Here is a 25,535-nt window from a genome sequence, read left to right on the forward strand (position 1 = left end):
TTAATAAAAATCTGCTTCGCCCTCAGGCCTTGTCTTAAAGCGTCGATGCACCCAGTAGTACTGTGCTGGGTCACGACGAATCCATTCTTCCAGTAGCTGGTTAATGCGGGCGGTTGCTTCTTCGATAGAGTCTTCACCAGGGAAATCTTCTAGCGCTGGTAATTGTTCAATGTGGTAGATTCCTGTTTCAATATCTAAACGAGTCACAACCGGGGTGACTTTAGCATTAAACATTTTGGCAATCTGAGCAGTGCTGGGTAAGGTTGCACTTTGGATATTAAAAAATGGTACAAAAATTGATTCATCGCGTCCAAAGTCCATATCAGGAAGATAGTACAAAGGAATGCCCTTGCGCAAAAAGCGCACCAATCCTCGAAAGCCATCTTTACGACTGAGTAAATGGACGATATTGAAACGAGCACGCCCTTTACGGATAATCTCATCCATGTCAGGATTGCGTTGAGATTTATACATAGTACAACCCTCTGGCACAATAGAGGTAAGTACAGTCGCGGCCGTATCTAAACCAATAAAATGGGGTGCAAGAATAATAGTGGGCTCACCAGTATCTAGCAACTTTTGTAAGTTTTCAAATCCTGTAAGACAAGAGATTTCATGAATCTTCTCTAGTGGTGCGTACCACAACACTGCTCTATCAATAAAAGATTGTGTAGTGAGGCGGATGTTTTGTTTTACCCAATCTTCAATCTGAGCTTCAGAAGCCTCGGGAAAGCATAAACGCAAGTTTGTCCGGACAATATGTGCACGACGTTTAGCAATTTTAGGAAAAAGCCATGACAAGAATGCCCCTAATTTAAGGCGGTTTTTATGAGACATTCCTGCTATTTTTCTAAATAAGAATTCAATCAAACGATAGGTAAACGACTTTTGCATAAGTTAATTAAAACAACAACATCTCTTAACGAGAAAATGACATCACTGCTTAAAAAGCCTAAGCAATTGATGTTTGTATCTGGGGGGTGATTCATTGGTCAATGACACGGCTTATCACACAGCACTTGTTATAACAGTACATCCACTATTCTGCTATTGTAAATGAATAACCCTATAAGACAAAAAGAAATTTTGCCTTTTTAGCAATTTTGGATTACAATAGCCGACTGATTTGCTGAGTTAAACAGACAACTTGCGGGGCAAATCAGGCAAAAATTAGACAAAACCGCTAAAGCGTCGCATCTTATCTTACAAGTTGCTACGCGTTCTTCTTTGCTTACTATAGGACGCATTCTCATGTCTCAAAACGATTTTTTATTTACTTCTGAATCTGTGTCTGAAGGGCATCCAGATAAAGTAGCAGATCAGATTTCTGATGCTATTTTAGATGCTATCCTTACGCAAGACCCTAATGCACGTGTGGCTGCGGAGACTTTATGTAATACGGGTTTAGTGGTACTTGCAGGTGAAATCACTACTAAGGCCAATGTAGACTATATTGATGTTGCTCGTCAAACCATCAAGCGTATTGGCTACGATAACACTGATTATGGTATTGACTACAAGGGTTGTGCTGTATTGGTTGCTTACGATAAGCAATCACCTGATATTGCTCAGGGAGTAGACCGTTCCGAAGAAGAAATTCTTAATCAGGGTGCCGGCGATCAGGGATTGATGTTTGGCTATGCCTGCGATGAGACCCCTGACTTGATGCCAGCTCCAATTTGGTACGCACATCGTTTAGTTCAACGTCAGAGCGAATTGCGTAAAAATGGCACACTTTCTTGGTTACGCCCAGATGCAAAATCACAGGTGACTTTCCGCTATGTGGATGGTCGTCCTGTCGAAGTGGACACAGTGGTGTTGTCTACCCAGCATCATGCGGATGTGTCTCAATCTACCATTCGCGAGGCAGTGATTGAAGAAATCATTAAGCCAAGTTTTGCTGAAGGGTTGATTACCCCTAAAACTAAGTTTTTTGTTAATCCTACAGGTGTGTTTGTGATTGGTGGTCCTCAAGGCGACTGCGGCTTGACTGGTCGTAAGATTATTGTGGATACCTACGGAGGAGCTTGCCCTCATGGTGGTGGTGCCTTCTCTGGTAAAGACCCTTCCAAAGTAGACCGTTCAGCGGCATATGCAGCTCGCTATGTAGCCAAGAACATCGTTGCTGCTGGGTTGGCTCGTCAATGTCAGATTCAAGTGAGCTACGCTATTGGTGTGGCAGAACCTATTAATATTACTGTCTATACCGAAGGGACCGGTGTTATTCCTGATGCGGAATTAGCTAAACTAGTTAGAGAGCATTTTGATTTGCGTCCACGCGGTATCGTACAAATGCTTGATTTACTCCGTCCAATCTATAGTAAATCAGCCGCTTATGGTCACTTTGGTCGTGCTGAACCTGAGTTTTCTTGGGAAGCAACTGATAAAGCCGCTATTCTCAAGGCAGCTGTTGGTCGATAATTAAAAAGTTTTCGTCTTGTTTGAGGGGCGCTGCAACAGAACTCTCTGCTAGGCTCAAGCAAGACTGTGGTAAATAACGGCGCTCATCGTATCTGCATAAGGCAATATGATGAGCGTTTTTTTATGCAGAAAATTCGAAATAAACGGAGTACAAGGCTTTTTTGAATCAAAATCCATATGATGTTCATAGACATAAATAAACTATGTTGGTGTCTTGGATGATTGATAGAAAGAGTAGTCAGTGCTCCTATTGATAAAGGATAATTAACTATGAGTAAAGTAGATTACAAAATTGCAGATATTGGGTTGGCCGATTGGGGTCGTAAAGAGTTAAGCATTGCTGAGACAGAGATGCCAGGATTAATGGCAACACGTGAAGAGTTTGCAGCAGCACAACCATTGAAAGGAGCTCGCATTGCTGGTAGTTTACACATGACTATCCAAACAGGCGTGCTAATCGAAACACTGGTGGCGTTGGGGGCAGAGGTGCGTTGGGCTTCATGCAATATTTTCTCTACCCAAGACCATGCGGCGGCTGCCATTGCAGCGCGTGGTATCCCTGTGTTTGCAGTGAAAGGTGAGAGTCTTGAAGAGTATTGGCAATATACACATAAGATTTTTGAGTGGCCAGGAGAAGAACAAGCCAATATGATTCTTGATGATGGCGGTGATGCAACATTGTTGTTGCATCTTGGTAGCAAGGCAGAAAAAGACATTAGTATCTTGGATAACCCCACAAGTGAAGAAGAGCGTGTGTTATTTGCAGCTATCCGTGCAAAATTAGCCCAAGATGCAACTTGGTATTCTACTCGTTTGACCCAAATCAAAGGGGTTACAGAAGAGACCACCACTGGTGTACATCGTCTTTATCAGATGTCACAAAAGGGCGAGCTTCGCATCCCTGCAATTAATGTAAATGACTCTGTGACTAAATCAAAATTCGATAACCTTTATGGTTGCCGTGAGTCTTTGGTGGATGGCATCAAGCGTGCGACTGATGTGATGGTGGCAGGCAAGGTTGCCGTTGTGGTTGGTTTTGGTGATGTGGGCAAAGGTTGTGCACAAGCACTTGCAGCATTGCGAGCCCAAGTATGGGTATGCGAGATTGACCCTATCTGCGCGTTGCAAGCCTCTATGGAAGGTTATCGTGTTGTTACTATGGACGAAGTAGCTGATAAAGCAGATATTTTCGTTACAGCGACAGGTAATTACCATGTCATTACTCGTGAGCATATGGACAAGATGAAAAATGAAGCCATCGTGTGCAATATTGGTCACTTTGATAATGAAATTGATGTAGCTTCTTTAAGTGACCTTCAATGGGAAGAAATTAAGCCACAAGTGGATCATGTGATTTTCCCAGATGGCAAACGCATTATCCTATTAGCGAAAGGTCGTCTTGTTAATCTTGGTTGTGCAACAGGCCACCCATCATTTGTGATGTCTGCTTCATTTACTAACCAAACTATTGCTCAAATTGAATTGTTCACACGTGGTGAGCATTATGAAACAGGCAAGGTATATGTATTGCCCAAACACTTGGATGAGAAAGTAGCACGCCTACATTTGAAAAAATTAGGTGTTCATTTATCAACATTGACACAGCAACAAGCTGATTATATTGGTGTGTCTGTTGAGGGTCCTTATAAACCAGATCACTATCGTTACTAATATGAGTCGTCAGAATTTCTTTAGTTTAGAGTTCTTCCCTCCACGAGATGTGGAGGCGGCAGAACGTCTCCAAAAGACTACCCAAGAGTTGCTGGTGATAAATCCTGATTTTATCAGCGTGACTTTTGGGGCAGGTGGTTCTACCCAAGAGGGGACATTGGAAACCGTACGTATGCTAAAAGCACAAGGGATTAAGGCGGTTCCTCATCTATCTTGCATTGGCAATAAAGCCGACCGTATCCTAGGTATTCTTGAGCAGTTTAAACAAATGGGAGTTGACCGTATTGTGGCATTACGTGGCGACTTACCTTCTGGGATGGGCTTGGTAGACAATGGTTTGCGTTATGCGAGCGATCTAGTCAGTTTGATTCGCCAGCATCATGGCGACCATTTTCATATTGAAGTGGCAGCCTACCCTGAGATGCATCCCCAAGCAGATTCACCAAGTGCAGATTTAGATCACTTTATTACCAAGGTTAAAGCAGGTGCAGATAGTGCGATTACACAATATTTTTATAATGCTGATGCATATTTTGATTTTGTGAATCGTTTGCAAGCTAAAGGTATCAATATCCCAGTAATTGCCGGAATTATGCCTATTACAAACTATTCGCAACTTAGTCGCTTTTCGCAAATGTGCGGAGCCGAAATTCCTCGTTGGATTCGTCTACGTTTGGCTGAGTTTGGTGATGATAGGGCTTCTATCCGTTCTTTTGGTATTGAAGTGGTATCACAACTTTGCCAGCAGTTGATTGATAATGGAGCTCCTGGTATCCATTTCTACACGCTTAACCAATCTGCAGCGACGTTGGCTATTTGGAATAATCTAAATAACGCTTAGCTATCACTTGTCAAGATGATGAAATTCTCTCAAGATAATTTCATCATCTTGATGTCTTACATACCTTCTTGCTAGAGTACTCCTCATCTGATAAATAAGAAAAGGAGGATACGACAATGTTCTATGCAAGTAGTCATTATTTGATTTCATTGACCCCTAGAGAAATCCAAGTTATGTGGTTATTGGTGCGTGGGATGCCCAATAAAATTTGTGCTGAAAAGTTGGGTTGCTCCACTCGTACGATAGAGATACATCGTGCCCGCGTTTTCCAAAAATTAGGCGTACGTAATGTGTTGGAGATGACAATAAAACTGCATAAATTTGGGGTATAAATGAGTATGGTTTCTGTATATGCAGAATCCCTTATAGCACTCAGCCCCATGCTGAGTGCTTACCTAATCATTCTCAGTATGATGATAGTGGTATTGCCGCATATATATCGCTATCTTGTCTATTGCTGCTACTGCCAATTTCCTAAAGATTCACACTTTTTTCGATTGAAAACCTATCAACATTTTCAGTGTCGGTACTGGGTTGTCTTGTTATTTTTATTGTATTTAGGGGCAGCACTGGGATTGAGGGTGGCAAATAGTGGATATTATGAGGAGTCTAGTGAGCTAGAGGGGCTCGTATACATGCTTTTTACAGATGGGTTTGTGTTGGGAATTTGGTATATGCTTTTGGCAGCACTGCTTGCCTTAATGAGTAGTGTGGATTTTAAGTTGCACCTGATTCCTTTACGATTATTGTTAATGCTTTTATTTTGGGTGGTTATCTATCATTTTATTTCATTGGGAGCATGGCAGAAAGAGGGCTTTGGGGTTGGTAATATGCCTGTGAATCCTATGATTACTCTGTCATGGTGGGTGAATAGAGGTCTGTGGTCAATAGCCCTCTGGCTTATATATAGGTTGGTGCGTTATGGGATTGGTATGGCAGATATTTATTTCCTATGGGTATTGATGTTTTTGTTTGATGGGTATTCATGGCTGTGGGTGGTATGTATCGCTTGCCTTTTAGGGGTAGGTTATGCTTTTTTCTCCTGGTTGGCAGATATATGGCGTGTAGTTCTCCTAGAAATTCTTTTTAGGCAAAAGCGGGCTATTGAGCAGCATTTTAAACAGATGCAAATGCAGTGGATGCGACATAAAACAGTGCCATTTGGACCTTGGATTGCTTTAGCTGCATGGTTGGTTTTATTTGCAGGATAAATGATAAAGGTTTTTTCTACTTGTGATTTCATGGCATCTCAGGTAACCTAGAAGCATCATCAAGTGAAATAAGTGATGAGTAAGTATTGTTTAAGAAGTTTTGGTATGCTTGTTGGTAAGTGGAATAAGGGATGGATAACCGTAATCGTTTGTTTATCGGTCTGACAGGAGGCATAGGCTCGGGTAAGTCTACAGTATCGGCTTACCTAACACAGCAAGGTGTGACGGTAATTGATGCCGACCTGATTTCTCGTAGTTTGACACAGGCTGATGGATTAGCTATTCCTGCAATAAAAAAGGCTTTTGGCGGGCAGGTGATAGACGCACATAATGCACTAGACCGGGCAAAGATGCGACAATTAGTTTTTTCTAACCCTACAGCCAAAAAGCAGCTTGAACAAATCATCCACCCTTTGGTTAAAGAGCAGATGATAAAACAGGCAATGGAGGCAGAAAGCAGCCCATATATTGTGTTTGATGTGCCTCTATTAATTGAGTCTATTCATCACTATAGACTATGGTTAAGTCGAATATGTGTGGTAGACTGTGAACCAGAGACTCAAATTGTGCGGGTGATGCAACGCAGTGGTCTAGCAGAAGAGATGGTACGTCAGATTATTGCACAGCAGGCTAGCAGACAGCAGCGGTTGGCTAATGCAGATGATATTGTCCATAATGGTGCAGGAGTCCTCTTAGAGGAGTTGCACCAGCAGGTAGATAAATTGCATGCACAGTGGTTGATACTGGCATAATCTTACAAGGATAGAGACAGTTTTGATTTTATACGAACACCCCTTTAACGAAAGAACTCGGTTTATGATGCGATTGGAGTATCTGTTTCAACAGCTACTTGCATTTAGCCAGAGCTCACATGCTGAAGACCAGCATGTGGCGTTAGGGGCGTTGTTTCAATTACTCGATGTTTGTGACCGTGGTGATTGTCGTACATGGGTACTCCAAGAACTAGAAAAACAAAAGATGAGTCTTGAGTCTTATCGCGAATTCCCAGAGATAGATACTAGTGCATTGGATGCAACGATTAAAAAACTCAATACTGTTGCCCATAATCTGGCAAGTGGTAATAAGTTGGGTACACATATTCGAGAAAATAGTTGGCTATTGACGCTACGCAATCGTTTTCTTATGCCTGGTACGACATCACCGATGGATTTCCCAGCCTATGCAGCTTGGTTAAGTGGTCCAGAGCAAGATAGAGTGCGAGTTATCCAAGGGTTAGTTAAGCCGTTTTTACCACTATATGAGGCTATCCAACAGTCTCTTGCTTTGTTGCGTGATGCTGCAGAGCCACAGACAGAATGTAGTAAATCCAATGGTATATTTGAGAAATCAATTGGTGGTAAGGTCTATCAAATGGCAAGGATTTGGGTGCCAAGTAATCGCCGTATTTACCCAGAGATGAGTGGTAATAAGCATATGGTGATGATTCGATTCTTCCGTATAAATGATAATTTCAGTCATCAGTTGTTAAATGAGCCACTAGCCTTTAAGATGGCACTGTGTCAAATCTAGTATTGTTTAATATACACCTAGGCTGATTTAGCGTACGATAGGTGTATTGTTTGGTATAAACCTAGGCTGATTCGAGGTTAGGGCTATAGGCGTATTGTTTTAATGGCTTGAAAAGAAATAATCGTGTTTCAGGACATTGCGGTGTCCCATTATCGTTATAAGATGAGCGACAATAACGAAAAAGATTCTTATTTCTCAATCATGCGTAAAGTCATTCATTTAATTCTTTTGTTGGTTGTTATCGCTGGTGCAATTTATTTTTGGCATCATTTTACTCATTCTACAGAGGCTGCACCATCTGCCCCAACCACTAATACCTCTAGTTCATCTAATCAAACCTCCAATCCAGAAACCAAGAGATCATCTGCTTCTCGTAATCGTACAGCATCTTCACAAGGAGGCATGGAGGGTATGGACAATGTGGTGACTTATGTGAAAGTCACCTCTCCCCAGCAAGCCCCCATTCAAGAGGTCGTCACAAGTTTAGGAACAGTACTTCCTTCTCAGTCGGTGACTGTACGCAGTCAGGTAGGCGGTACTTTACAAGAAATCTTATTTAAAGAAGGGCAATCAGTTAAAAAAGGGGATGTCCTTTTTAAAATAGATCCTCGTACTTATCAAGCTGCATTAGATCAGGCCAAAGGATCACTAGCGCAGAATAACGCCAAGCTAGTTAATGCACGCCAAGATCTGAAACGCTATCAGACACTTTTTAAACAAGACTCAATTGCTCGTCAAGAGGTGGACACTCAGCAGGCCTTGGTGCGGGAGTATGAGGCTTCTCAACAGAGTTTACAAGCGGCTGTCGAGCAGGCTCAACTTAATTTAGATTACACCACTGTTACGGCTCCTATGGATGGGCGAGTCGGGTTGCGTACAGTGGATGTGGGAAATTTAATTACGGCGAATAGTACTGATGGGTTGGTGACTATTACACAGACGCAGCCTATTGATGTTAGTTTTTCAATTCCTGATGCTTACATTAGCAAGGTAGCTAAACCTTTTTATGATGGTCAGCAACTCGTTGTTGATATTTTTAACAAAGATAATTCACAACAACTAGCCAAGGGACACCTGCTTTCTATGGATAACCAGGTGGATACTACAACAGGTACAATTAAATTAAAAGCACGGTTTGAGAATGAGGATTATGCTTTATTTCCCAATCAATTCGTCAATGTGAAAATTGTTTTAAATACCATACCTGATGCGATTGTTTTGAGTAATGATGCCATTCAGTATGGTAATGAAGGTGCTTTTGTTTATGTGGTGCAGGCTGATAATACGGTGAAAACCCAAAATATCACACTGGGTATTGTCAATAATGGTTTTACGCAGATTGTTAAAGGGGTAACGACCAGTGATAAGATTGTCACTGAAGGTCTAGATCGTTTGCGTGATGGTTCTAAAGTAGAGATTGTACAGTGAATATCTCGCGTCTATTTATCCTCCGGCCGGTAGCGACTATTCTTTTGATGATTGCCCTAGTGATGGGTGGCTTGTTGGGATATAAACAGCTTTCAGTATCGGCCCTACCACAGGTAGACTATCCTACCATACAAGTTACTACACAATATCCAGGAGCTAGTCCTGATGTGATGGCTGCTTTAGTCACTAGCCCCTTAGAGCGTCAATTTGGACAAATGCCAGGGTTGACTTTAATGCGCTCATCTAGCTCAGCTGGCAATTCGGTAATTACATTGCAGTTCTCTCTGAATCTCTCCATGAGCGTGGCAGAGCAACAGGTTCAGGCAGCGATTAACGCAGCGAGTAATTTACTTCCTGATGACTTACCCAGCCCTCCTGTCTATAACAAGGTTAATCCAGCAGATACGCCAGTGATGACGCTAGCTGTGACCTCAGCCAGTATGCCTTTATATGAGGCACGAGATGTCATTGAAACGCGTATTGCACAGAAAATTGCACAAATTGATGGAGTGGGTTTATTAAGTATATCTGGTGGTCAAAAACCAGCTATTCGGGTACAAGTTAACCCACAGAAACTCGCTAGTAATGGCTTAAGCCTTGGTGACATTCAAACTGCTATTAATGCAAATAACATCAACTCTCCTACAGGAAATTTTGATGGAGCTAAGCGTTCTACCACAATTTATGCCGATGGTCAGCTACGTAGCCCCGAGCAATATCGTAATCTTATTCTGAGTTATAACAATGGTGCTGCACTACGCCTAAAAGATGTTGCTGATGTGGTGAGTGATGCAGAAGATATTCGTCAGGCTGCCTGGTATGGACAAAAACCTGCTTTATTGTTAAATATCCAGCGGCAACCTAATGCGAATGTTATTCAAGTAGCCGAACGAGTACAACAACTTTTACCTAGTCTACGACAAAGTCTTCCATCTACTATTGATATTAATATCGTATCCGATAGAACTATATCAGTGAAAGAATCCATTGCCCATGTGCAAAATGAAATGCTGATGGCGATTGGTCTTGTAGTGTTGGTAACTTTTGTCTTCTTACGTAGTTTAGCGGCAACATTTATTCCCTCTATTGTGGTTCCTCTTTCCATTGTGGGGACTTTTGCAATTATGTATTTTCTAGGTTATAGCTTAAATAACCTATCGTTGATGGCGTTAACTATTGCAACAGGATTTGTGGTGGATGATGCTATTGTGATGATTGAAAATATTGCAAGGCATATTGAGGAGGGGAAAACACCACTACAAGCGGCACTTGAAGGTGCTCAAGAGATTGGTTTTACCCTATTGTCACTGACAATTTCCTTAATTGCTGTATTGATTCCTCTGCTTTTTATGGGAGATGTGATTGGTCGCTTATTCCAAGAGTTTGCTGTAACACTAGCAGTATCCATTTTGATTTCCTTAGTGATTTCTTTGACACTTACTCCTATGCTTTGTGCATATTTGTTGAAATCACACCAAAGTACGGCAGAAGAGAAATCTTGGCAAAGGCTATTACGTTTGTTAATCGATAAGATTTATGATGTCTACGAACGGGCATTGAGGGTTGTGTTACAACATCAACGTCTCACCTTATTGATTGCGGTGGCCACATTGGCATTGACTGCATTACTTTACTGGGTAGTGCCTAAAGGATTTTTCCCTGTACAAGATACGGGTATGATTCAGATGGTGACTGAAGCTCCTCAATCCTCCTCATTTGCACAGATGTCACAGCGTCAATTACAGGTGGTGAAATTACTTCAAGAAGATAAAGATGTCGAATCAGTATCGTCTTTTGTAGGGGTAGATAGTTCCAATACGACAATGAATACAGGCCGTATTCTTGTACAACTGCACAATAATCAGTCACGTGACGATGTTAAAACGGTAATGAGTCGTCTAGAAGAAAAAGTATCACAACTCTCCGATATTCAAGTGTTTATGCAGGCTGTGCAGGACCTAACCATTGATACCCAAGTTTCACGTACGCAATATCAACTCACCATGAGTGCTATGGATGGAAATTTGCTCAAGAAGTGGGTGCCATTGGTTGTGGAAAAATTAAAAACATTGCCTGGTCTATGGGGAGTGACTGATAACTTTCAGACCAATGGATTACAGGCAAAGGTAGATGTCAATCGTGAGGAAGCATCGCGGTTAGGCGTGACTATGTCGGATGTAGAGGATGCCCTTTATAATGCTTTTGGTCAACGCCTAATCTCGACGATTTTTACTCAATCAGCACAGTATCGTGTGATTTTAGAGGTGACCCCTGAGTTTAGACAATCCATGCAAAATCTATCGCAAGTTTATGTCAAAGGTAGTGATGGCATGGTGCGATTAGATCAAATTGCTACTATTACTTCGGGTAGTACGGAGTTAGAGCTTCAGCGTCTTGATCAGTCACCAGCAGCGTTGATTTCGTTTAATCTCAGCGATGGTTATGCTCTATCAGATGTGGTGGATGATATTTACTCGGTAGCACAAGAGATGGGTATGCCAGAGACCATTTCTTTGCAATTACAAGGAGCTGCACAGGCGTTTGAGGCCTCATTGAGTAATACCTTGTGGTTGTTATTGGCTGCGGTATTTACCATGTATATCGTACTAGGGGTGTTATATGAAAGTTATATTCATCCAATATCTATTCTCTCGACATTGCCTTCTGCCGCTGTTGGTGCTTTGCTAGCATTACTGTTAACAGGGAAAGAGCTTGATATGATAGGCATTATTGGTATTATCTTGTTGATTGGTATTGTCAAGAAAAATGCCATTATGATGATTGATTTTGCTTTACACGCCGAGCGTGAAGAGGGTTTACCACCGCAGGAAGCAATACATAAAGCAGCATTATTACGCTTTAGACCAATTCTGATGACGACATTAGCCGCTTTATTTGGAGCTATTCCCTTGATGTTGTCTACTGGTTTAGGAGCTGAATTACGCTCTCCTCTCGGTATTGTATTGGTGGGTGGTTTATTGTGTAGCCAACTGTTAACTGTATTTACGACCCCAGTGATTTATTTGTTTTTCCATCGTTTCCAAAAAGCAGGGGCAGTTAAGATGGAGAGTGAATAATGATGGTGGGTGAGAGACTACAAATAGCAAAATCAGGTGTAGGTATCCCTAGCTTGGATACAGTAACCACAGCAAGAGGAAATGGGCTATGAGCTTCTCCTCTATCTTTATTCGTCGTCCTATAGCTACTACTTTACTCGCCTTGGCGTTGAGTGTACTGGGGGTGGTGAGTTTTTTCTTTTTACCTGTAGCCCCTTTGCCACAGATGGCATTGCCTATGATTTTTGTGCGAGCACAATTATCTGGGGCTAGTGCAGAGACCATGGCAACGAGTGTTGCGACCCCTTTAGAGCGTTCATTGGGTGGTATCTCTGGCTTGAGTGCAATGAGTTCTAATAGCTCAGAGGGGGAGACACAAATTTTCTTAGAGTTTGACTCCAATAAGGATGTTGATGAGGCAGCACAAGAAGTGCAAGGGGCGATTAATGCAGCTAGACCGTTATTGCCCAGCAGCATGAAACAGCCCCCTTCCTATAAAAAACTTAACCCTTCATCATCGCCAATTATGTCATTGGCCTTGACTTCAGAAGTGTATGATCAAGGGCAACTCTATGATATAGCAAGTACCATATTAAGTCAGAAATTAGCACAGATTGAGGGAGTCGGCGAGGTCTCTTTAGGGGGGAGCTCACTACCCGCAGTGCGTGTGGATTTAAATCCTTATGCGATGAATGCTTATGGAGTGAGCATAAATGAAGTGCGTCAGACTATTAGTGCGGCAAATAGTATTACACCGACAGGCCTAGTAGAAGATGAACATTATCGGTGGCAAATTAAGACCAATGGTAAGTTAGCTAAAGCAAAAGATTTTCGTGACTTGGTGGTGCGTTGGCAGGGGGATAATGCCTTGCGGCTTAAAGATATTGCCAATGTCTATGACTATATAGAAAGCGAGTTCAATAGCGGTTTTTATAACGATAAGAAAGCAGTGAACCTTATTATACGTCGAGAAGAAAGCGCCAATATTATCAAGACTGTCGATAGCATTAAGGCAAGTATACCTAGTCTGCGGGCATTATTGCCTGAAAGTGTGACATTGACTGTAGCACAGGATAGGAGCCCTAGTATTCGAGCTACACTACAAGAGGCAGAGTTAACACTAATCATTGCCATTGTCCTTGTTGTGATGGTGGTGTGGTTATTCTTGGGACGTTGGCGAGCAACACTCATTCCTGCGATTAGTGTGCCAGTGTCCTTGCTAGGTACGTTTATTGCGATTTATCTATTAGGTTACTCCCTAAATACCATTTCTCTGATGGCACTTATTGTGGTGACAGGTTTTGTGGTGGATGACTCCATTGTCGTGCTTGAGAATATTATGCGCTATATTGAGCAAGGAGAGTCTCCTTATAGAGCAAGTATTAAAGGAGCTAGTGAAGTTGGGTTTACCGTACTCAGTATGAGTTTATCGCTGATTGCTGTGTTCATTCCACTCTTATTGATGAATGATTTTATTGGACAGCTATTTAGGGAGTTTGCGGTGACGCTATCAGTCTCTATTTTAGTGTCTTTAGTAGTTTCATTGACCCTTACTCCAAGTCTTTGTGCACGATGGTTGCACAGAGATAGCGAAGAAAAACCCAAACCTCGTTTTTTTGTTTTGTTCGATAAGTTCTTTAACTTTTTACAAGCTGTCTATAAGAGGAGTTTGGCATGGGTATTGAAGTTTAAATTTACGACATTGATGGTGTTTCTCGTTACGGTTGCCTTAAATGTGGCAATGTTTATCGCCATTCCAAAGGGTACCTTTCCTACTCAAGATACGGGGGTCGTGATGGGCTTTTTCCGAGTGGATACAGGGACCTCATTTCAGGCAATGCTACCTAAATTGGATTACTATCGTAAGATTATCTTGGCAGATGAAAATGTGGATACAGTGATGGGGTTTGCTGGTGGACGAGGAGGGTCAAATAGTAGTTTTCTGTTGATTCAGCTTAAATCTGTGGAACAAAGGCAGCTCAGTGCACAGAAAGTAATCGATGAGTTGCGACGTAAATTTGGTAAAGTGCCAGGAGCCCAGATTTCCCTTGTGGTACAACAAGATATTCGTTTGCGAGGCGGTCCTCCTGGAGGTTCAACAGGCTCGTACGATGTGATATTAAAAGGTAGTGATTTAGCCTTATTAAAGGAGTGGACACCCAAGGTTAAGATGGCACTAGAAAAACTACCAGAATTAACAGATGTCATGGAGGGTATTAGTGACCAGGGACGCCGTGTGGAGTTAAAGATTAACCGTGATGCTGTGGCAAGACTGGGTATTAATATGAATCTAGTTTCTAATATGCTAGGCAATTTATTTGGCAGCGGCCAAGTATCGGTATTGTATGAAAACTTAAACCAGTATTATGTGGTAATGAATGTGGCACGGGAGTTTTCGCAAGACCCGAGTATCCTAAAAGATATGATGATTGTGACTACTGATGGAGCAAGAATTCCTCTCAGTGCTATTGCAGAATTTACTACAGGTAGCTCCCCCTCAAGTGTACGTCATCAAGGCTTGCAAGTATCTAATTCAGTCTCGTATAACCTAGCGCCTGGCATTACTGCAGCACAAGCCACCCAAGCTATACAACAAGCCGTAGAAAAGATTTCTCTCCCCACAAAGTCGATTCAGTTGGAAATGGGTTCAGATGCTCAATTACTACAACAAACAGAGCAGCAACAGCCCTTATTAATTCTTGCAGCAATTATAGTGATGTATATTGTGCTGGGAATTTTATATGAGAGTTTTGTATTACCCATCACAATTTTGTCGACACTTCCTTCAGCAGGGTTAGGTGCCTTTATGGCATTGCGCATGGTGAATATGGAATTTACCTTGATTGCCATGATTGGTGTATTTCTATTGATTGGTATTGTGAAGAAAAACGCTATTATGATGGTGGATTTTGCGGTTAGTCGTGAACGAGCATTTAATGAGCCGCCTGAGAAAGCAATTTTTGAAGCTTGCGTGACACGATTTAGACCCATTATGATGACAACGTTTGCAGCTATTCTAGGGGCTATTCCCTTGATTATTGCAACTGGGGCAGGTGTAGAAATGCGTCAACCATTAGGAGTGACTATTGTTGGTGGGTTGGTGTTAAGCCAGTTGTTAACTCTATATACTACCCCAGTGATTTATCTGTTGTTGGATAAAATGCGACACCATTTTATGAGAAAAAGGTGAGTAATAAACATATAAGGAAAAGATAGTAACTTGAGATTGAAATAGCGGCTATGATTAGGTCGTAGGGGTGTGTCAATGATGGCAAAAAGCATAATGAATAATGTTAGAAAAAATGTATGGAAATTAGTGATAGCAGGTATGCCCTTATTACTGGCTGCTTGTGCTATTGGTCCTGACTACAAAAAAGCACCTGATGTGGACATCGGTACTAGCTATAAAGCGGCAGCGGCCTATGATGCCCAGTTCCCTCAAAAACCCACTGTAGCACAATATCAGGCCGCAGCTAATCAGGCTTGGGTGCAGGCCAATGTCGATGATTTGTCTAAAGGCGACTGGTGGTTGCGTTTTGAAGATGCTCAGCTTAATCAACTGATGAATGAACTCAATACATCTAACCTAGAGATTGAGCAAGCGTTAGCGCGTTATGATGCTGCGGTGGCGAGTTTGCGATCATCACAGGCTAGTTTATTTCCTACTTTAGCGGGGAGTGCTTCTAGCACTCGTTCAGGAGGGGATGAGCAACAGGTCGGTAACGCTTATAAAGCTACTGCAAGTCTAAGCTGGGAATTGGATTTGTGGGGTAAGATTCGCCGTCAGGTACAAGCGAGTAAAGCACAAGCACAGGCAAGTGCAGCTGATTGGGCGAATGTGCGGCTAAGTATGCAAGCACAATTAGCTAAAGCCTATTTTGGCCTACGCATGATAGATGAGCAGATAAAATTACTAAATCAAATAGTAGCAAGTGATGAGCAAGCTGTTGCTATGAACCAACGGCGCTACAACCAAGGAGTGGCTGCTCGAGCAGATGTGGTCAGTGCCATGACACAATTAGAGAGTGCAAGGGCACAGGCTATTAATATTCAATCTACTCGTCAACAATATGAGAGTGCTATTGCAGTTTTGTTGGGTAAAGCACCTAGTCAGTTCGTTTTAGTCGCCCAGCCTTTTGTAGCACATATCCCAACGATTCCTACGGTGTTGCCATCGGTATTATTAACTCGACGTGCAGACATTTACTCAGCAGAAAGAGCTGTGGCTGCAGCCAATGAACAAATTGGTATTGCCCAAGCTGCGTGGTTGCCAAGCTTATCGTTGAGTGCCAGTAGTGGTTGGCAGGCAAGCAGTTGGTCTGATTGGTTTGCTGCCCCATTAAATGTCTGGTCACTCGGTCCTCAACTTGCTTTAAGCCTCTTTGATGGGGGAGCACGATCAGCTGCTTTAGCCAGTAGTAAAGCCCAATATCGTGAGCAAGTGGCAGCCTATCGCCAAACTGTGTTGACAGCCCTAAAGGAGGTTGAGGACAATATGACACTTGTGAGTACATTGGCTCAGCAGTATGAGGTGCAACAACGAGCCTTGTCTGCTGCAAGAGAGTCACTTACTATCACACGCAATCAATATCAAGCAGGTATGGTAAATTATCTTAGTGTGATTCAAGTAGAAAATACTACGTATAATACAGAGATTAGTACATTGCAGCTTATCAACCAACGTTTATCTGCAGCGATTGATTTAGTCGTTGCATTAGGAGGTGGTTGGTCGGCTCCGATTGAGGGAAAATAGTTTTTATGCCAGTTTATAAATGTGATGGTCAACAACCATTTAAATTTGATCAAGAAGAAATTGTTAAAGGATTAAGAGATGTCCGCCAGGTATGGCGCACCCAACAAAATCGTCTAAAAGAAGTGGGGGGGCGCCATTTACCGTCTCCCACGGTGATTGATACAGCCATTAAGCAGTTAAGTGGTGCCTTATTCCCTATGCGGTTAGGTCCTGATGATTTGCTCCAAGAAAATGAAGACTTCTACGTGGGTTATACCATTGGTTTGGCATTGAGTGCATTACTTAATCAGATTAAATTAGAAATTCGTCATCATCATCGCCATGAGAAAATAGATGAATGTCAGTTGGAGCAGACAGCTGAGCGTATTGTGCGTGAATTTGCTAAAAGTCTGCCCAGAATTCGTTCTCTACTAGATAGTGATGTGATGGCAGCTTATGCAGGTGATCCAGCAGCACGTAGCGTAGATGAAGTATTGCTGTGCTATCCAGGCATCCAGGCAATGATTTATCACCGTATTGCCCATGAGTTATATAAATTGGGTATTACGCTGATTGCTCGTATTATTGCTGAAATTTCCCATAGTGCGACAGGAATTGATATTCATCCTGGAGCACAGATTGATTCTGGCTGTTTTATCGATCACGGCACCGGCGTGGTGATTGGTGAAACTGCAATTATCGGTAAGAATGTTCGCATCTATCAGATGGTGACTTTGGGAGCTAAGCGTTTTACTGAAGATGAAAACGGTATGTTGCATAAAGGACAACCACGTCACCCAATCGTTGAGGATGGTGTAGTGATTTATGCTGGGGCGACAATTCTAGGACGTATTACCATTGGTAAAAACGCCATCATTGGTGGTAATACATGGGTGACAGATGATGTGCCAGCAGGCGAGTTTGTACGTATTGAGAGTTCGCATTCCAGAGAAGGGAATTTCTAGATTAAGAATAATCCTTGTGGATTATTTTTCACTAGTTCTTTCCCCTCTGATAAACGCAATTCCATGTGCCCCATGTTCACGGGCAGTTTCAAGGGTTTTTTCCGACTGCCCACCGATGGCAAATACCGGTCTACCTGCCTCCATGGCAAACTGCTGAAACTGCTCCCAGCCTAGGGGTGTGCCATCTGGGTGAGAAGAGGTAGGGAGTACATGACCAAGTACCATAAAGTCTGCATTCAAATGATTGGCATAAAGAATATCAGCTAGATGATGACAAGAAATTCCTACTAGTTTATCGGATGGCAAGGGGCGTTCTTCAAGTTGTACAGCATCCTGACTACGGAATTGTACGCCATCAGCTTTTGCCCACCATGCTTTAGGGTGGACGCTATTGATGATTAATCTCGCTCCGTGGGCATGACAAGTAGCTAGCATACGCTCAAACAGCACTTGTAATGAGGCACTGCCTGTCCCATCGGGCCAATGAGGCTCTCTTAGTTGGAATAATTTTACGCCGCAAGCCAATAGGGCTTCAAAACGAACCCAATAAGCATCAGTCAATTCCGGTGATTGGAATTGACTAATTGCGTACCTATCTGGGATAGTCAACCATTGTACTGGGGCAATAGATGCTGGTAATAAATCGCCCAGTTGGTGTGCTTGTGCAGGAGTCGTCCATGAGAAAGCCTGATTTTCTAATCCTTGAATTTCCCCTGACCAGTTATAGATACGTAAGAAAGAAAGCTCTACCTTGGTTTTAGGATATTCGTAGATAAAACCTACCCAAGGATAGGTTTTACTTACTTCAATGCCCAGCTCCTCTTTAAGTTCTCTGACAAGGGCTTGATGAGTGGTTTCGCCTGCTTCAATTTTGCCTCCTGGAAACTCCCACCAACCAGCCCAAGGCTTGCCCTCTGGACGCTGGGCCAATAATACTTGTCCGTGGTTATCTAAAATCACACCAGCGGCAACACGGATAAAAGGTTTTTGTTCCATAGTAAAGCTCTCTACATATGCCTTGCAGTCCAGTCACGAGCAAAGTGTCTAGCAATACGACCAGAGCGTGAGCCGCGTTGGATAGCCCATTGCAATGCTTCTGTATGGCTTGTTGCAATAAACTCCTCAGGACACCCTAACTCGCGTAACCAATAATCTACGATAGCTAAATAATCATCCTGACGAAAAGGATAGAACGATAACCACAGACCAAAGCGTTCAGACAAGGAAATTTTTTCCTCAATGGCTTCACCAGGGTGTACTTCTCCATCATCTTGGTAGTGAGTGGAGAGGTTTTCGCTCATATATTCAGGCATGAGGTGGCGACGATTAGATGTTGCATAAACCAATACATTTTCACTGCGTGCTGAGATAGAGCCGTCTAGGATAGATTTCAATGCTTTGTAACTCACTTCCCCTTCATCAAAGGACAAGTCATCACAGAAAATGATAAAGCGCTCAGGACGCTGATGAATTCTATCTACAATATCCCCCAAGTCACCTAAATCGCCTTTATCTACTTCAATCAACCGTAAACCTTGGTCAGCATATTTGGCGAGCATGGCTTTAACCAAAGAACTTTTGCCTGTGCCCCTAGCCCCTGTCATTAATACGTTATTAGCAGGTTTGCCTTGGACAAAAAAACGGGTGTTAGCATCAATCGCTTGTTTCTGTTGGTCAATATGTAATAAATCATCTGGCTCAATGACATCAATAACCTTAACCGCTTCTAACCAAGATGTTTCTCCTTTTTTGCGCCAACGAAATGCTTTGGCGGTCCAATCAGTTTGATTAGGAGTAGGTGGCAGCCATGCTTCTAACTGAGAAAGTACGCACATTGCCTTATTAATGAGTTGTTGTACAGAGTAGTCAGCCATGTTTTTTCCAAAAGATAATATTGGGATTAGGATAGCATTTCTTGCTGACAAAACCAAACTCAAACCCTGCGTAGTGATAAATCAGCTTCTTTTTCCATATTACCTAATGGTGTCGCAGTTTTAGGTAAATGGTGTAGAATATAGCCATCTTATTTTTTAGCATAGGTTTGCTGTGAGCGTTCAAGAAATTTTTAGTCCGATTGCTGCAGATATGCAAGCGGTGGATAGTGTAATTCGTTCGCGACTGAATTCTGAAGTTGTGATGATTCGTACCATTGGTGAATACATTATCAGTGCAGGTGGTAAGCGTATGCGTCCTGCATTGGTGTTGATGGTAGCCAAGGCACTTGGTTATCAGGGTGATTTACATCATTTATTGGCAGCTGTTATTGAGTTTATTCATACATCGACTTTACTTCATGATGATGTTGTCGATGAGTCTGATATGCGTCGTGGGCGAGAGACGGCGAATGCAGTATTTGGTAATGCGGCAAGTGTTCTTGTCGGTGATTACTTGTATTCTCGCTCATTTGAAATGATGGTGGAAGTGGACTCCATGAGAGTAATGCAAATTCTTTCTCAAGCGACAACTGTGATTGCAGAAGGAGAAGTGTTGCAATTACTCAATGTCCATGATCCAGATGTGACTGTAGATCGTTATATTCAAGTAGTTCGTTATAAGACAGCAAAGCTATTTGAGGCTGCTGCACAGGTTGCTGCAGTGATTTCTGGCGCATCTCCTGAGGTTGAGCAAGCGGTTGCTGCTTATGGGCGACATATGGGCACAGCGTTTCAACTCATTGATGATGTACTTGACTACTCTGGCTCTGTAGAAAGTCTAGGTAAAAATGTAGGGGATGATTTACGCGAAGGAAAGCCTACATTACCACTTATCCGAGTGATGCAAGTTGGCACCGAGGAGCAGCAAACCTTGATTCGTCAGGCGATTGAGACTGGTGAGGCAGATTTTGATGCTGTGGCACAGGCGATTCAGTCTACAGACGCGTTGGACTATACACGTCAGATGGCAGAGCGTGAATCTCACATTGCTCTTGAGGCTTTAAATTCCCTACCTGATTCTGCATATAAGCAATCAATGAAGACCCTAGCTCATTTTGCAGTTAGCCGAGATCGTTGATGTCTATTTGATTGGTAGACTAAATTTTTCAACATAAGGCTTGCTTAAAAAGTCTCCCCAAAGGCTTAACATAGCACAATAATGTAGCTTAGATACTTAAAAACGCCCCTTTTTGGGGCGTTTTTATTGGTTTAAGATGCATATAAGACACAAATTTCATGAAATAGTTGCTTAAGGCAGACAAGGGTATATCCTAATAAAAATTACATGAGACTTCATGTTAAATTGCAACTCGCGATACCGTCCCATGTCCATGGGGAGGATTCTTTTACTCACTTTTTTTGAGGATAGTGAATTATGTTAAAGAAAAAACTTGCTGCAGCTTTTCTTGGTGTGACTACTGTTTTCGCACTTTCTTCTCAAGCATTAGCCAAAGATTTGATTTTGGCCACAGACACAGCATTTGTACCTTTTGAGTTTAAAGAGGGGGATAAATACACTGGTTTTGATATTGACTTGTTTGCTGCTATTGCTAAAGAAGCAGGTCTTACTTACAAAATTCAAGGTATGGATTTTAATGGTATCGTACCTAGCCTACAAACACGTAATGTGGACATGGCCATTGCGGGTATTTCAATTACTGATAAGCGTAAAGCCGTAGTTGACTTCTCTGACCCATATTATGACAGTGGTATCGCTATTATGGTCAAAACAGCAGATGTAGACAAGATTAAGAGTTTAGACGATCTTAAGGGTAAGAATGTTGCTGTTAAAACAGGTTCAGGTCCTGCTGATTTTGTTAAGAAAAATGCTCCTGAAGCCAAGCTCAAACTCTTCCCTAACAGCGAGAATATGTTCTTAGATTTACAGTCAGGCGGTTCTGACGCTATTGTGTACGATACTCCTAATCTTCAATACTATGTTAAAACAGCAGGTAATGGCAAGGTGGCTGTAAGTGCTATTCTTAACAGTGATGACCACTATGGTATTGCCTTCCCTAAAGGTAGTGACCTAGTTCCTAAAGTAAACGCTGCTTTGAAGAAAATTCGTGAAAATGGCGAATACGATAAAATCCATGCCAAATGGTTTGGTGAAAAAGCTGCTAAATAATGTTTAGCGAGAAGCACACTAAATAGTATTTAGTAAAAATAGCGGGCAGCGTGTTGATGAAACCGCTGCCTAGATTTTAATACCAACAAAGAAGCTAACGATGGATTTTGATTTTAGTGTCATTTGGGAAGCACTGCCTGACTTGTGGGTAGGTACAGAACTTACGATAAAGATTACCCTTTTAGGTTTGATTGGTGGTGCTATTGTGGGGGCTTTGATTGGTATTGTGCGTGCTTATGCCCCGTCTATCTCAGATAGCGAGTTTAGAAGTAGACACCCAGTTGCTGGTGTGGTGCTGCCTGTTCTGGCGTTTATCGCCCGTTTATATGTGCTACTGATTCGTGGCACCCCTATGGTGGTACAGGTGATGTTTATTTACTTCGCTTTTCCTTTGCTGTTCCAAACTCGTGTAGATGGAGTCTCTGCTGCCATTGCCACATTAGCAGTGAATTCAGGTGCTTATATCTCTGAAATTGTGCGTGGTAGCTTGCTCTCTGTGCCTAGAGGTTTATATGAAGCAGGTCTAGCGATGGGCTTACCTTTTCACAAAATTATTGCCAAGATTATCGGCCCTATTGCCTTTCGTCGAATGATTCCTGCTCTAGGTAATCAATGTATTATCAGTCTAAAAGACACGTCTATCTTTATTGTGATTGGTGTTGCTGAGTTGACTCGTGCAGGTCAAGAGATTATGGCGACCAATTACCGAGCTGTGGAAATTTGGGGGACTGTGGCATTCCTATACCTGATATTGACAGGAATTATTGCTGCAGTGTTGAGAATCATTGAAAAGAGAATGAGAATACTATGAGTACTACACCGATTGTTCAATTTAAGCAAGTGGTTAAGAAATTCGGTGATCATACCATTCTTAACGGCGTAGACCTCACTATTCATCAGGGAGAAGTGGTCGTTGTTATTGGGCCTTCAGGCTCAGGAAAATCGACCTTTTTGCGTTGTATTAATGCACTAGAAACTATCCAGGGTGGAGATTTAATCGTGGGGAATCATAGTGTAAAGTCCTCTCCAGAAGAGTTGCGTGCGTTGCGTCGAGAGGCAGGCATGGTATTCCAACAATTTAATCTATTCCCACAGATGACAGCATTAGAAAATGTCATGTTTGGACCTCGTCAAATTCGCGGCACTAGTAAAGAGCAGGCAAGACAAGAAGCTGAGGTATTGCTAAGAAAAGTGGGTTTAGCAGAGCGTATGCACCATTATCCTAATGAGCTTTCAGGAGGACAACAACAGCGTGTCGCTATCGCTAGGGCTTTAGCCATCAAACCAAAGCTAATGCTTTTTGATGAGCCAACATCAGCACTTGACCCAGAATTGCGTCATGAGGTATTAAAGGTGATGCAGGACTTGGCACAAGAGGGGATGACTATGGTAGTGGTAACACATGAAATTAGCTTTGCTGAGAAAGTGGGGACAAGGTTACTCTTTATTGATGGTGGTAAGGTGGCACACGATGGCCCACCAAAAGAATTGATTAATAACCCCCCTAGCCAACGCCTGATTGATTTCTTACAACATGTGAAGTAGAGGTTCTTGCTATAGACTTCTTGCACCATGTGAAGTAGCCCGTGCTATTAAATATCTCGAAATATGTACAGAGTCTTAGTAGATGCATAAGTATCTACTGAGACTTTTGTTTTTTAATGATGGTGGTACAATAGTTTCTTATTTGTTTTTATTTCACGGGAAGATTATTATGCCTGCGTATCGTTCTAAAACCTCCACTCATGGCCGTAACATGGCTGGTGCTCGTGCATTATGGCGTGCTACTGGTATGAAAGATGCTGACTTTGGTAAGCCAATTATTGCAGTGGTGAACTCTTTTACTCAGTTCGTCCCTGGGCATGTGCACCTGAAGGACCTTGGTCAGTTAGTGGCTCGTCATATTGAACAAGCAGGTGGTGTAGCCAAAGAATTCAACACCATAGCGATAGACGATGGTATTGCTATGGGACATGGAGGTATGTTGTATTCACTACCTTCGCGAGATTTGATTGCTGACTCTGTAGAATATATGGTGAATGCACACTGTGCTGATGCTATGGTCTGTATTTCAAACTGCGATAAGATTACCCCAGGGATGTTGATGGCTGCTATGCGTCTTAATATTCCTACAATTTTTGTCTCTGGTGGCCCTATGGAAGCTGGTAAAGTGGTGCTGCCTGGTTCTGAACAAGTGATTAAACTTGACCTTGTGGATGCCATGATTAAAGCGGCAGACCCTAATGTCTCAGATGAAGAAACGCACAGTGTTGAGCGAAGTGCCTGTCCAACTTGTGGCTCTTGTTCTGGCATGTTTACTGCGAATTCAATGAACTGTTTGACTGAAGCACTTGGTTTATCACTCCCAGGTAATGGCACCATTGTGGCCACCCATGCTTTACGCAAGACATTGTTCGAGCAGGCTGGCCATTTGATTGTCGATTTGGCCAAGCGTTATTATGAGCAAAATGATGCTAGTGTTTTGCCACGCAGTATTGCAACTAAAGCGGCTTTTGAAAATGCGATGGTACTTGATGTAGCAATGGGTGGCTCAACCAATACAGTTTTGCACTTGCTAGCGACAGCACAAGAAGCAGGGGTAGATTTCACGATGAAAGACATTGATGCGATTTCTCGTCGTGTCCCTTGTCTCTGTAAAGTAGCACCTGCGACTAGTAAATATCATATTGAAGATGTTCATCGTGCTGGCGGTATTTTGGGTATTTTGGCAGAGTTAAATCGAGTTGGACTCATTGATCCTTCAGTAGGCAATATCCACAGTGGTACTTTGGGCAAGGCTATTGCTGCCTGGGATGTCCGTGCGGATAATGTAAAACCTGAAACATTACAGTTTTATAAGGCAGCACCTGGGGGCGTTCCTACACAAGTTGCATTTAGCCAAAATCGCTACAATACGGAATTAGATTTAGACCGTGAAAATGGTTGTATCCGTGATAAGGAGCATGCTTATTCGCAAGATGGTGGTTTAGCCGTACTTTATGGTAACTTAGCTGAGAATGGTTGTATCGTTAAGACAGCTGGTGTAGATGAGCGTATTCTTAAATTTACTGGCAAAGCAATTGTATATGAAAGCCAAGAAGATGCAGTTGAGGGTATTCTTAGTGGTGAAGTGAAAGAAGGGCATGTAGTGATTATTCGCTATGAGGGTCCTAAAGGTGGTCCTGGCATGCAAGAGATGCTTTATCCAACCTCTTACCTCAAATCTATGGGATTAGGTGCCAAGGCAGCATTACTCACAGATGGTCGATTTTCAGGAGGCTCTTCAGGGTTAGTGATTGGTCATGCCTCACCAGAAGCTGCAGAGGGGGGTAATATTGGCTTGGTGGAGGATGACGATGAAATCCAAATTGATATTCCTAACCGCACAATTCATTTGGCCATCTCTGCTGATGAGCTAGCTCGTCGCCGTGAAGTGATGAATGGGCGTGGTGAGGCAGCATGGAAACCTGCTAACCGCGAACGCTATGTATCGCAAGCGCTTCAGGCCTATGCAGCGATGGCAACATCAGCTGATCGTGGTGCTGTGCGTGACTTGAGTCAATTAAAGCGTGTCAAATAATCCTTTTATTTGAGCAGAGAGTCCGGACCTTATCCTAT

Annotated in this window: 20 protein-coding genes and 1 riboswitch; of the genes, 17 read left to right on the plus strand and 3 right to left on the minus strand. The window is 42.5% G+C overall.

Annotation, left to right across the window (positions count from 1 at the left end):
• The gene (locus HKX40_RS09635) at positions 1-894 is read right to left on the minus strand and encodes a lysophospholipid acyltransferase family protein (RefSeq protein ID WP_171589365.1); all 894 of its coding nucleotides are present in this window, start codon (positions 892-894) and stop codon (positions 1-3) included.
• Positions 895-1,251: 357 nt separating this feature from the next.
• On the opposite strand from HKX40_RS09635, the gene metK reads away from it, so the two are divergent.
• The 12 genes from metK (at position 1,252) to epsC (ending at position 17,855) form a co-directional block, all read left to right on the plus strand.
• Positions 1,252-2,421 carry a methionine adenosyltransferase gene (gene metK / locus HKX40_RS09640; RefSeq protein WP_171589366.1) on the plus strand — a complete coding sequence of 390 codons (1,170 nt, stop codon included), beginning with the start codon at positions 1,252-1,254 and terminating at the stop codon, positions 2,419-2,421.
• A 16-nt stretch (positions 2,422-2,437) separates the two neighbouring features.
• Positions 2,438-2,513: riboswitch (S-adenosyl-L-homocysteine riboswitch) on the plus strand.
• Positions 2,514-2,691: 178 nt separating this feature from the next.
• Entirely contained in the window at positions 2,692-4,092 is a 1,401-nt protein-coding gene (gene ahcY / locus HKX40_RS09645; protein WP_171589367.1) for an adenosylhomocysteinase, read from the plus strand.
• A gap of 1 nt (position 4,093) precedes the next feature.
• Positions 4,094-4,933 (plus strand): methylenetetrahydrofolate reductase [NAD(P)H], encoded by an 840-nt coding sequence (metF, locus tag HKX40_RS09650; RefSeq protein ID WP_171589368.1) that lies wholly within the window; start codon positions 4,094-4,096, stop codon positions 4,931-4,933.
• 116 nt (positions 4,934-5,049) lie between these two features.
• Positions 5,050-5,265 carry a LuxR C-terminal-related transcriptional regulator gene (locus tag HKX40_RS09655; RefSeq protein ID WP_171589369.1) on the plus strand — a complete coding sequence of 72 codons (216 nt, stop codon included), beginning with the start codon at positions 5,050-5,052 and terminating at the stop codon, positions 5,263-5,265.
• A gap of 303 nt (positions 5,266-5,568) precedes the next feature.
• Positions 5,569-6,144 (plus strand): A24 family peptidase, encoded by a 576-nt coding sequence (locus tag HKX40_RS09660; RefSeq protein ID WP_171589370.1) that lies wholly within the window; start codon positions 5,569-5,571, stop codon positions 6,142-6,144.
• 131 nt (positions 6,145-6,275) lie between these two features.
• Positions 6,276-6,896: a dephospho-CoA kinase gene (coaE, locus tag HKX40_RS09665; protein WP_171589371.1), complete on the plus strand. Its 621-nt coding sequence runs from the start codon at positions 6,276-6,278 to the stop codon at positions 6,894-6,896.
• A 22-nt stretch (positions 6,897-6,918) separates the two neighbouring features.
• Positions 6,919-7,674: a cell division protein ZapD gene (gene zapD, locus HKX40_RS09670; protein ID WP_171589372.1), complete on the plus strand. Its 756-nt coding sequence runs from the start codon at positions 6,919-6,921 to the stop codon at positions 7,672-7,674.
• Between the two features lie 162 nt (positions 7,675-7,836).
• Positions 7,837-9,102: an MdtA/MuxA family multidrug efflux RND transporter periplasmic adaptor subunit gene (locus tag HKX40_RS09675; RefSeq protein ID WP_246233672.1), complete on the plus strand. Its 1,266-nt coding sequence runs from the start codon at positions 7,837-7,839 to the stop codon at positions 9,100-9,102.
• Entirely contained in the window at positions 9,099-12,179 is a 3,081-nt protein-coding gene (locus HKX40_RS09680) for an efflux RND transporter permease subunit (protein ID WP_171589373.1), read from the plus strand. Before HKX40_RS09675 ends, HKX40_RS09680 begins: the two co-directional genes overlap by 4 nt.
• 88 nt (positions 12,180-12,267) lie before the next feature.
• Complete coding sequence (locus HKX40_RS09685) at positions 12,268-15,348, plus strand: efflux RND transporter permease subunit (RefSeq protein WP_171589374.1); 3,081 nt, start codon at positions 12,268-12,270, stop codon at positions 15,346-15,348.
• Positions 15,349-15,441: 93 nt separating this feature from the next.
• Positions 15,442-16,911 (plus strand): efflux transporter outer membrane subunit, encoded by a 1,470-nt coding sequence (locus HKX40_RS09690; RefSeq protein ID WP_171589375.1) that lies wholly within the window; start codon positions 15,442-15,444, stop codon positions 16,909-16,911.
• 5 nt (positions 16,912-16,916) lie between these two features.
• Positions 16,917-17,855 (plus strand): serine O-acetyltransferase EpsC, encoded by a 939-nt coding sequence (gene epsC / locus HKX40_RS09695; protein WP_171589376.1) that lies wholly within the window; start codon positions 16,917-16,919, stop codon positions 17,853-17,855.
• Between the two features lie 21 nt (positions 17,856-17,876).
• Here the strand turns inward: epsC and HKX40_RS09700 are convergent, their stop codons facing one another.
• On the minus strand, positions 17,877-18,851 hold the full coding sequence (locus HKX40_RS09700) for a Nudix family hydrolase (protein ID WP_171589377.1): 975 nt from the start codon (positions 18,849-18,851) through the stop codon (positions 17,877-17,879).
• An 11-nt stretch (positions 18,852-18,862) separates the two neighbouring features.
• Complete coding sequence (locus HKX40_RS09705) at positions 18,863-19,729, minus strand: ATP-binding protein (RefSeq protein WP_171589378.1); 867 nt, start codon at positions 19,727-19,729, stop codon at positions 18,863-18,865.
• Positions 19,730-19,940: 211 nt separating this feature from the next.
• Between HKX40_RS09705 and ispB the strand changes: the two genes are divergently transcribed.
• The 5 genes from ispB to ilvD all read left to right on the plus strand — a co-directional run bounded on the left by ispB (position 19,941) and on the right by ilvD (position 25,497).
• A complete protein-coding gene (gene ispB / locus HKX40_RS09710) occupies positions 19,941-20,867 on the plus strand; it encodes an octaprenyl diphosphate synthase (RefSeq protein ID WP_216605229.1) in 927 nt (308 codons plus the stop codon).
• A gap of 297 nt (positions 20,868-21,164) precedes the next feature.
• On the plus strand, positions 21,165-21,917 hold the full coding sequence (gene glnH, locus HKX40_RS09715; protein WP_171589380.1) for a glutamine ABC transporter substrate-binding protein GlnH: 753 nt from the start codon (positions 21,165-21,167) through the stop codon (positions 21,915-21,917).
• Between the two features lie 100 nt (positions 21,918-22,017).
• Positions 22,018-22,728 (plus strand): ABC transporter permease subunit, encoded by a 711-nt coding sequence (locus tag HKX40_RS09720; protein ID WP_171589381.1) that lies wholly within the window; start codon positions 22,018-22,020, stop codon positions 22,726-22,728.
• A complete protein-coding gene (gene glnQ, locus HKX40_RS09725; protein WP_216605221.1) occupies positions 22,725-23,462 on the plus strand; it encodes a glutamine ABC transporter ATP-binding protein GlnQ in 738 nt (245 codons plus the stop codon). Before HKX40_RS09720 ends, glnQ begins: the two co-directional genes overlap by 4 nt.
• Positions 23,463-23,631: 169 nt before the next feature.
• A complete protein-coding gene (ilvD, locus tag HKX40_RS09730; protein WP_171589382.1) occupies positions 23,632-25,497 on the plus strand; it encodes a dihydroxy-acid dehydratase in 1,866 nt (621 codons plus the stop codon).
• The last annotated feature ends 38 nt before the right edge of the window (positions 25,498-25,535 follow it).

It is taken from the genome of Pelistega europaea (assembly GCF_013133775.1).
GTDB classification, from domain to species: Bacteria; Pseudomonadota; Gammaproteobacteria; order Burkholderiales; family Burkholderiaceae_B; genus Taylorella; species Taylorella europaea.